Annotated in this window: 7 protein-coding genes and 1 pseudogene; 4 read left to right on the top strand and 4 right to left on the bottom strand. The window is 57.3% G+C overall.

Annotation, left to right across the window (positions count from 1 at the left end; genetic code table 11):
* The 3 genes and pseudogenes from GM668_RS30555 to GM668_RS15360 all read left to right on the top strand — a co-directional run.
* Positions 1 to 435: pseudogene (locus GM668_RS30555) on the top strand (hypothetical protein); the annotation flags it as partial.
* Positions 436 to 890: 455 nt separating this feature from the next.
* Positions 891 to 1,385 (top strand): hypothetical protein, encoded by a 495-nt coding sequence (locus tag GM668_RS15365; protein WP_155439824.1) that lies wholly within the window; start codon positions 891 to 893, stop codon positions 1,383 to 1,385.
* Positions 1,386 to 1,429: 44 nt separating this feature from the next.
* Complete coding sequence (locus GM668_RS15360; RefSeq protein ID WP_155439823.1) at positions 1,430 to 3,556, top strand: peptidase domain-containing ABC transporter; 2,127 nt, start codon at positions 1,430 to 1,432, stop codon at positions 3,554 to 3,556.
* 73 nt (positions 3,557 to 3,629) lie between these two features.
* Here the strand turns inward: GM668_RS15360 and fliD are convergent, their stop codons facing one another.
* From fliD to alr, 4 genes are all read right to left on the bottom strand, one after another.
* Positions 3,630 to 4,982, bottom strand: coding sequence for a flagellar filament capping protein FliD (gene fliD, locus GM668_RS15355; protein WP_155439822.1), 1,353 nt, complete (start codon positions 4,980 to 4,982; stop codon positions 3,630 to 3,632).
* Between the two features lie 26 nt (positions 4,983 to 5,008).
* Positions 5,009 to 5,329: a PilZ domain-containing protein gene (locus GM668_RS15350; RefSeq protein ID WP_170305654.1), complete on the bottom strand. Its 321-nt coding sequence runs from the start codon at positions 5,327 to 5,329 to the stop codon at positions 5,009 to 5,011.
* A gap of 165 nt (positions 5,330 to 5,494) precedes the next feature.
* Positions 5,495 to 6,874, bottom strand: a complete 1,380-nt coding sequence (gene radA, locus GM668_RS15345) for a DNA repair protein RadA (protein ID WP_155439821.1) — start codon at positions 6,872 to 6,874, stop codon at positions 5,495 to 5,497.
* Positions 6,875 to 6,876: 2 nt separating this feature from the next.
* Positions 6,877 to 7,965, bottom strand: coding sequence for an alanine racemase (gene alr / locus GM668_RS15340; RefSeq protein WP_155439820.1), 1,089 nt, complete (start codon positions 7,963 to 7,965; stop codon positions 6,877 to 6,879).
* A gap of 138 nt (positions 7,966 to 8,103) precedes the next feature.
* Here alr and lplT point away from each other — a divergent pair, with 138 nt between their 5' ends.
* Positions 8,104 to 9,372: a lysophospholipid transporter LplT gene (gene lplT, locus GM668_RS15335; protein WP_155439819.1), complete on the top strand. Its 1,269-nt coding sequence runs from the start codon at positions 8,104 to 8,106 to the stop codon at positions 9,370 to 9,372.
* Positions 9,373 to 9,432: the final 60 nt, after the last annotated feature.

Below are 9,432 nucleotides of genomic sequence, written 5' to 3'. Positions count from 1 at the left end.
GGGGGACAGCTATCGGTTACGAAGGATGAAGAAAGCGGGATTTCTGGAGAAGCCCGCCAAGGTAGTGGCTCAGAATTCGGCCGCGTAAAGGCCCGCAAAGTGGCTCAGATTTACTCCGCGCTTGACAGCCTGCAAGAAGGTACTGTTATCGACGTTAGTAAAACACCGTTTGCACCAGCTGAACTGCCTGCCAACCTGGCCAGCACAATCCTTAGTACTGCGCAGCAGAGTACACAAGGATTCAATGGCAACGAGGCATTGTATCGGATTAAGGTCAAGCTCAAGCGGCAGACCATTTCCGCGTACGGCAAGGCACTTCCGCTACGCCCCGGCATGACGCTCGACGCCGACATCGTGCAAGATCAACGCAGAATTTGGGAATGGGCGCTTGAGCCTATGCTAGCAATTGCTAGCGCTACTATCCGTAAAGATTAACCCGCCTGGGTTAACCGTGCTGATTCGGACCATTCAGCGATTTGTTTTCAGTAAACTAGGAGGCCGTAATTATGCGAGTACTGAACGCACAAGAAGTTGAGCATGTCGGCGGGGGATTAAGCAAAATCCAAAACGTCGGCCTAGGACTGGGCATAGGCGCATTCGCCTTGACCGTTGCGGCTGTCGTTACTGCTCCAGTTGCCGTCGTCTCTGGCGGCCTTTGGATTCTGGCAGCCGGCGCCGGTGCACTGTCTGGCGCAGCGTTTGCTATGCCCACACCACCGGCGGGTCGTGCGGGTGGTGGGGCTGGTGGTAGTAAGCAAAGCCTAAACATGCTGATGATGGACTCGGAATAACTGCAATAAATTCCGGCCCGATGCCTGATCAACTTCGGGCCGCTGAACAGTTCAACCTATTTAGCCCTTAAACCACAGCTCAGAACTTAATGGGTGACCATGTTACTTATATCTGATGGCAAGAATACTGGAATCAGCGGAACATTCCCGATCCCTTACGCGATTCTGCCAACTATCCGTTTTTTTGAATCAGGCAGACGTATCTGGACAACGCCGGTCCTGATCTTCCTTGAGGTGATGCTGATGCTAGGACTGCTATTTCTCCTAATAACTACCCCAGAACCAACTGGCTTCACTGCCTTCTCCATCGGATTCCCTTCTTTGCTTATCGCACTCAAATTCGTCGTGCAAAAGAAGGTCGACATGAAGCGCTCGCAGATCATCATTGTAGGTGTAGCACCGGTGATTATCTGGGTCGAGCATATTCTGCTATGTACAACGCTAGCACTAAGCGCTATGTGGGCCAATCAGATGCTGGGCATCCCACTGCTCGGTTCTAGCTTTTTCAGCATCATCACTACGATGGCCTGTGTATGTGCGATATGGCCCTTCCTGAATCTCGCTTACCAACGAAGGCAGAGTGCGGATCTGTGAAAGAGATGCCATAACCCGGAACGCGTAGCCTAACTGGTGCAATCATGAAATTGACCCTTCAAACTGAAAGCAGCGAGTGTGGCTTAGCTTGCTTGGCTATGATAGCGGATCATTTCGGCTACCATGCCGACCTGACAGAGCTGAGGCGTAAATTCTCAATCAGCCTGAAAGGTACGACGTTGGGACAACTGATGCGTCATGCCAATGCTATGGCGCTCTCAACCCGCCCACTATCTTTGGAATTGGCCGAGATCACAGAACTACGTCTACCTGCCATCTTACATTGGGACATGAACCATTTCGTTGTCCTGGCAAAGATCAAGCGCAATGTCTTAGGTGCGCTCACTCTGGTAATCCTCGATCCGGCCATCGGCGAACGCCGTATTGCAGTTGACGATGCTGCTTCCCATTTCACTGGCGTCGCCCTAGAACTGGCCCCCAACCCTGATTTTTTTGAGAGGAAAGTAAGTAAGCGAATCGCTCTCAGCCAGCTGACCGGCAAGATTATTGGCCTGCGCCGAGCCATCGTACAAGCCTTGCTGTTCGCGTTGATCCTACAAATCTTTTCTATCATCAGCCCACTGTTCAATCAATTCGTCATCGATGAAGTGGTGGTTAGCGGTGACCGGGAGCTACTCAAGATTCTCGTAGTAGGCTTTGCGCTACTGCATACAACTCAGACTGCAATTGGTTTGGCTCGCAGTTGGTTCTTGATGCGCTGGAGCGTGGATATCGGATTCCAATGGGCCTACCGCGTATTTTCCCACCTGATCCGGCTACCGGTAGCGTATTTCGAAAAACGTCACGTGGGTGACGTCGTCTCTCGCTTCGGCAGCCTCACTGCGATCCAAGAGACCTTAACCGGCCTGTTTGTAGAAAGCGCGCTGGATGGCTTGATGGCCCTGGTCGCAGCATTCATGATGTTTATGTACAGCGTTAGGCTCAGCGTAGTCGTAATGCTCAGTCTACTCTTGTACGCACTAGTGCGCTGGGTCTTCTACCAGCCACTACGCGATGCCGCTCAGGAACGTCTAATGTTGGCGGCGAAGGAGAGCAGTAACTTTCTTGAGACAATACGTGCCATGACGCCACTCAAGCTATTTAGCCGAGAAACCGAGCGCAGCGTGCGGTGGCAAAATTTACAACTAGACGTAATCAATCGCGACGTTAAGACACAAAAGCTGGGCATCCTGTTTAAGATCAGTATTGCCACGATCTCCGCCGTACAAAATCTACTGATCTTCTATCTTGGCGCCGAGCTTGTGATGGGCGCCGCTATGACGGTCGGGATGTTGTTCGCCTTCACTAGCTATGTGAGCACATTCTCGGGGCGTGTCTTCAACTTGATCGACCTATTCGTCAAACTGCGTATGCTCGGTTTGCAGGCTGAGCGTCTTGCTGACATTGTGCTGGAACCCATTGAGGATGAACGCGGCACTGAAATCGACCTTAGCTATCTGCAGCCATCGATCACTTTAAGTAAAGTGAGCTTCCGCTATGCCGACGGCGAGCCGTGGGTACTTAAAGATGTAGACCTGCACATCGAAGCCGGCCAGAACGTTGCTTTGGTAGGCCCCAGCGGTTGCGGCAAAACCACCTTGTGCAAGATTATTCTCGGCCTACTTTCCCCCTCAGAGGGAGAAGTTCTAATTGGGGGCATACCAATTAAGCAGCTAGGTTTGAGAAACTATCGCGAACTGACAGGTACAGTGATGCAGGACGACATGCTGTTGACAGGATCGCTACTCGAAAATATCAGCTTCTTCGACACACATATCGACATTAAGCATGTTGAGCAGTGCGCTATGGAGGCGGCCATACATGACGAGATTCTGGACATGCCTATGGGCTACCAAAGCTTAGTCGGCGACATGGGTAGCAGTTTGTCCGGCGGTCAGAAGCAGCGCATACTTCTGGCTCGAGCACTCTACAAACGTCCACGCATTCTAGCCCTTGACGAAGCGACCAGCCATCTTGATGTAGATAATGAGCGACGTGTCAATACCGCGCTCTCCACGCTCAGGCTAACGCGCATTATGGTCGCACATCGCTCCGAAACAATCGATTCGGCGGAACGGGTCGTGGCAATTGAACAAGGGCAGATCATCGAAAAGCGTGCATCTTCAGTCTCGTCCGCCGCTCCCGTCCAGATGCGCACCTCCCTCGAATAAGCGAAACCTCCAATGCATATTAGACCTCAGGATAGCCAAATAGCTCTCCTGTGCAAGTCTGGCGGAATTCGCTCTAGGCAAGAAAGTCAAACAGCGAGCGCGGCCCCGTATAACCCGGCAGCGCATCGCCGGAAGCGGACTGTTCCTGCGCCGCATACAGCTTGGCCAGCGCATTCGCCTGCGCCGTCAGTGCTTTCGCCACGCCGGCTTTTTTATCATTCAGCGCCGTCAACTCTTTATTGACTTGCTGGGTTTCGCGGTTGATGGCGCCGCTTTTCCCCGTCAGCGCATCGACTTTCGCATCAAACTGGTCCGCCAGCCCCTTGCCTTCATTGGTGAACAGTTTGACCACGGCATCCGGATCGGCGGTAATCGCCGCTTTCAACTGCTTGTCATCGACTTGCAAGCGGCCGTCGCCATTGATGGACACGCCCACTTTGGCCAGTTCGCTGGCGCTGGTCCCGCTACGCAGCAAGCCAGCCAGGTCACGGCTGGCCTGGCTTAACGCCTGGTCGGATTTCAGCGCCCCTTTATCCAGCACACCGAGCTTGTCTTGCAAACCGTTATACGCATCGACAAAGCCCGCGACATTGCGCGCGACTTCACTGCTGTCTTGCTTGACGGTGACATCGGCCTTGCCCGTGCCCTTCAATGCCAGCGCGAGGCCGCCGGTTTCCACAGTATTGGCGGCGCTCCGGCTTTCCTTGCCATCGATGGCCACCACGGCGTCACGCGCGGCGGCCGTTTGCGTCAAGCCCTTACCCGCCAACAGGTCTTTAACGGCCGCATCGCCGCTGACGCTGATGCGCAAGCTGTTGGCTTCACCGGAAGCGCTTTTCACGGACAATGCAAAGCCATTGCCGCTCTTGACGACGGATGCATCGATGCCCGCCGACTTGAATGCCGCGGCAATGCCATCGAGCGTATTGTTGGACTGGTCGATGGTGATGGTTTTCGCCGCCTGCTTGCCGGGTGTGAAGCTGTCGGTTCCCGTCACGCCGGTCTCGATTTTCACAATGGCCGGGGCGCCGGTACCGATTTTCGTATTGGCAGCCTGCCGGGCCGCGCTGGTCAGTACTTGCGATTGCGCCAACTGCTTGACGTCCACCGTATGCGCGCCGGCCTTTGCCGTGCCGCTTGCCGTCACCGTCACCACGCCAGTGGCCGAGCTTGATGCCGACGTCGACAGGCCAGCACCGGCCAGCCGCTCCGCTACATGCTGGAATTCCGCCAGCGCGCTTTGCAGCTGGCCCAGGCCAGACAATTTTGCCTGGTCGCGGCTGATATTCTGGTTGAGTTTGGCGACTGAACCGGATTGCCCGGCCATGGTTTTTTCGACTTTCGCCAGCACGGAGGCCGATGGCGACGCCAAGCCGCCATATGCATCGGCTCCGCCCAGTCCGCCAGAGATATTTGAATTCGCCATACAAAAACCTCCAGTCGGCGCAGCAATCAGCGCATGAATTTGGTAATCGCGGCCGTAGCAGCCTGGTCTGGATTAATGAATTGGAAGCCGACTTTCACGTCGTCGCCGCTGAAGATGCAATATGTGACTTTCGAGCGGCAAGTAATAATTTGCGGCTTCCCATCAATAAACATTTCAAACGATACGGTACCGACAGCGCCCGCCGGCACCATGTGTCCCAGCGTCACTGACAACCCGGTTGGGCAAATGTCCAGCGTACGGCCTGGCGCCGGGGCCGCACCATCGAGCACCACCATGGCCTTGGCCCGCAGAATCTTGCGGGGAACGTGCCTTTGATCGACTAACACTCTGTGTTCCTATTAATTAGCAATTTAAAACGCAGTATTTCCAGGCCAGAGCGCAACATTATTCATGTGTGCACCGGCCGACGCTTATTGTACTGCGGTTACCAAATTAATGCAGGGCGGTCGAGGGGAGGGATTCAATCAATAATGCGTATGATTTTAATCAAGCTATTGCAATTCCCGCAACCGGGTAAAGGCGTCGTCAATCCGTTCCACGCCAATAATCGTCATGCCTTCAATTGGCTGCTTCGGCACGTTAGCTTTGGGAATCATGGCGACGGAAAAGCCCAGCTTGGCCGCTTCGCGCAACCGTTCCTGTCCGCGCGGCGCAGGGCGGATTTCCCCCGCCAGGCCCACTTCGCCAAACACGACAAAGCCACGCGGCAGCGCCTTGTTGCGCATTGAAGAATTGATTGCCAGTAAAACCGCCAGGTCGGCTGCCGGTTCCGTGATTTTTACGCCGCCCACCGCATTGATAAACACGTCCTGGTCAAATGCGGCAATGCCCGCATGGCGGTGCAGCACGGCCAGCAGCATGGCCAGCCGGTTTTGCTCCAGGCCGACCGACAGGCGGCGCGCATTGGGCAAATGGCTGGCGTCGACCAGCGCCTGGATTTCCACCAGCAGCGGGCGCGTCCCCTCCTGCGTCACCATCACGCACGATCCAGGCACCTGGTTATCGTGCTGCGACAGGAATAGCGCGGATGGATTCGACACGCCCTTCAACCCTTTTTCCGTCATGGCAAACACACCCAGTTCATTGACGGCGCCAAAACGGTTTTTAATGGCGCGCACCAGCCGGAAGCTGGAATGGTTATCGCCTTCGAAGTACAGCACCGTGTCGACGATGTGTTCCAGCACGCGGGGGCCGGCCAGCGCGCCTTCTTTCGTCACGTGGCCGACCAGGATGATGGTGACGCCGCTCTGCTTGGCCACGCGCGTCAGCTGCGCCGCGCATTCGCGCACCTGCGCGACGGAGCCGGGCGCGGAACTCAGCGCATCGGAATACAGCGTCTGGATCGAGTCGATGACAGCCACTTGCGGCTTCAAGTCCGCCAAGGTGCCGAGGATTTTCTCCAGCTGGATTTCTGCCTGCAGCTTCAATTCCTTGGCGTCGATGACAAGGCGCTTGGCGCGCAGCGCGATTTGCGCGCCGGATTCTTCGCCCGATACGTACAGTACTTTTTTCACGTGCGACAAATGCGCCAGCGCCTGCAGCAGCAGCGTGGATTTGCCGATACCGGGATCGCCGCCGATCAGCACGACGCCGCCCGCCACCAGGCCGCCGCCCAGCACACGGTCGAATTCATCGATACCGGTCGGGAACCGCGGCACGTCCAGCGCTTCGATTTCATCGAGCGACAGCACCGGCGCCGTTTGCGCCAGCGATAAATGCTGCGGGTTCGAATAGCGGTTATTGCCGCCGCCCGATTCCACAATGGTTTCCACCATCGTGTTCCATTGCTGGCACGACGCGCACTGGCCGGTCCATTTGCTGCTGGTGCCGCCGCATTCGGTGCACGTGTAATTCGTCTTGGCCTTCGCCATGGTCAACCTTCCACAACTCGCACGCGCTGTGCCAGCGCGCACATTAATTCATAGCCGATGGTGCCGGATGCTTGCGCCACGTCGTCGATCGGCATGCCCTCGCCCCACAGCACGACGCGGCTGCCCACCCGCGCGCCCGGCACGTGGGTCAGATCCACCGTCAGCATATCCATCGACACGCGCCCCACCAGGCGGGTACGCACGCCGTCGACCAGCACCGGCGTGCCTTCCGGCGCATGGCGCGGATAGCCATCGGCATAGCCGCACGCCACCACGCCGATGCGCATGGCGCCGTCGGCCTGGAAACGGCTGCCATAACCGACGCAATCGCCGGCCACGATATCCTGCGTGCTGATGATTTCACTGGCCAGTGTCATGGCAGGCTTCAGGCCGAACGCTGCGGCCGTCTGGCCGCCCGGCGTGCCGCCATACAGCATGATACCGGGACGGATCCAGTGGCTGGCCAATTCATCGCCCAGCTCCAGTGTTTTCAATGTGCCGGCGGAATTCGACAGGCTGACGGGGCCCGGCAAGCCTTGCGCGCCTGCGCGGAAGCGGCGCACTTGCTCATGCAGCGTCAGGCGCGGATGGGCCGCATCGTCCGCATTGGCAAAATGCGTCATCAGCGTGATTTCGCCCACGTGCGGCAGCGCGCGCAAGCGTGCATGGGCCGCGGCAAAGGCTTCCGGCTTGAAGCCCAGGCGGTTCATGCCCGTATTCATTTTCAAATGCACATCGACCGGGCGCGATGGGCGCGCAGCCTCCAGGAGCGCCAGTTGCGCGTCGCAGTGAATGGCGCCATTGACGCCATACTGCGCCATCATTGCGATATCGGCAGCATCGAACGGGCCTTCCAGCAACAGCACGGGGCCGGTCCAGCCCAGTTCACGCAAGCGCACGGCGTTATCCGGCTCGACCAGCGCCAGGCCATCGGCTGCCGCCAGGCCCCGCATGGCCCGTTCCAGCCCGTGGCCATAGCCATTCGCCTTCAACACCCCCCACACTTTCGCGCCCGGCGCGCAAGCCCGGGCCCGCGCCAGATTATGTTGCATCGCGTCGATATGGATGGTGGCGGTAATGGGTCTGGGCATGGGATTTCTGGTGAAGCGGATGAAGCGGGTATTTTAGCGGATGGCGTCCTTAAAATCCGCCATAACCCCTGTTTCTAACTGGTATTCACCCGTTTATGGTATAAAGCAAACCGGAATCGTAACCGGACACACTTCAGAATGAATCGTGGTTTTTACACCATTATGGCTGCGCAGTTTTTTTCGTCGCTGGCCGACAATGCGCTGCTGTTCGTCGCGATCGACCTGCTGGTCACCATGAAATCGCCCGCGTGGATCATTCCGCTGCTGAAACTGTCGTTCGTCCTGTTCTATGTATTGCTGGCCCCTTATGTGGGCGCCTTTGCTGATTCCCTGCTCAAAGGCCGGGTCATGTTCATTGCCAACATGATCAAAATCACCGGCTGCGCCATGATGTTTTTCTACTTGAATGTCCATCCGCTGCTGGCGTATACCGTGGTGGGCTTTGGCGCGGCCGTGTATTCGCCCGCCAAATACGGCATCCTGACGGAATTGCTGCCCGCGGAAAAACTGGTCGCCGCCAATGGCTGGATCGAAGGCTTGACCGTCACGTCCATTATCCTCGGCACCGTGATGGGCGGCGCACTGGTGACGGGCCAGTTCTCGTCCATGCTGCTGTCGTTTGACTTCCCATTCATCGACACCGGCGTCGATACCCGCTCGGAAGCGGCGCTGTGCGTGCTGATCGGCGTGTACCTGCTGGCCGCGCTGTTCAACCTGCGCATCCCCGACACGGGCGCCCGCTATCCGCACCAGGAGCGCAATCCGGTCAAGCTGGTGGTGGATTTCGCCAACTGCTTCACGATGCTGTGGAAAGACAAGCTGGGCCAGATTTCGCTGGCAGTCACCACGCTGTTCTGGGGCGCCGGCGCCACGTTGCAGCTGATCGTGCTGGAATGGGCGCAAAAGTCGCTGCTGATGCGCTATGACCAGGCCACCAGCCTGGTAGGCATGGTGGCCATCGGCATGGCGCTGGGCGCCGTGCTGTCGGCCCGCTATGTCACCTTGCGCAAATCGCTGTCGGTGATCCCGCTGGGCATCCTGATGGGCTGCATCGTCATGGGCATGGTGCTGGTCAACTCGAAGCTGATTGCTTATCCGCTGCTGGTGCTGATTGGCGCCATTGCCGGTTTCTTCGTGGTGCCGATGAACGCGCTGCTGCAGCACCGCGGCCACGTGCTGATGAGCGCGGGCCACTCGATCGCCGTGCAGAACTTCAATGAAAACCTGTCGATCCTGACCATGCTGGCCATGTATTCGCTGATGATCCGCCTGCACCTGGGATTGAACGCCACCATCGTGCTGTTTGGCTTGTTCATGGCCGGCGTGATGTACTTCATCATGCGCCTGCATGCATTCAACCAGCGCCAGCATGATGCGCTGGGGCTGATTGGCGAAGCAAAGCATTAAGACGGCCGCCCCAATATGCGCAGGGCGGGTTTTATAGCGTGGACATAGCAGGCGGCAACG

This window comes from Pseudoduganella ginsengisoli (genome assembly GCF_009720865.1).
In the GTDB taxonomy this organism is placed as follows: Bacteria; Pseudomonadota; Gammaproteobacteria; order Burkholderiales; family Burkholderiaceae_D; genus Rugamonas; species Rugamonas ginsengisoli.
The sequence above is the reverse complement of the archived record's forward strand: the minus strand, read 5'-3'. Positions and strand labels throughout refer to the sequence as shown.

Coding starts and splice junctions, on each gene's coding strand:
- fliD (WP_155439822.1), bottom strand. CDS start 4,982: ATGGCGAATTCAAATATCTCTGGCGGACTGGGCGGAGCCGATGCATAT.
- radA (WP_155439821.1), bottom strand. CDS start 6,874: ATGGCGAAGGCCAAGACGAATTACACGTGCACCGAATGCGGCGGCACC.
- GM668_RS15360 (WP_155439823.1), top strand. CDS start 1,430: ATGAAATTGACCCTTCAAACTGAAAGCAGCGAGTGTGGCTTAGCTTGC.
- alr (WP_155439820.1), bottom strand. CDS start 7,965: ATGCCCAGACCCATTACCGCCACCATCCATATCGACGCGATGCAACAT.
- lplT (WP_155439819.1), top strand. CDS start 8,104: ATGAATCGTGGTTTTTACACCATTATGGCTGCGCAGTTTTTTTCGTCG.
- GM668_RS15365 (WP_155439824.1), top strand. CDS start 891: ATGTTACTTATATCTGATGGCAAGAATACTGGAATCAGCGGAACATTC.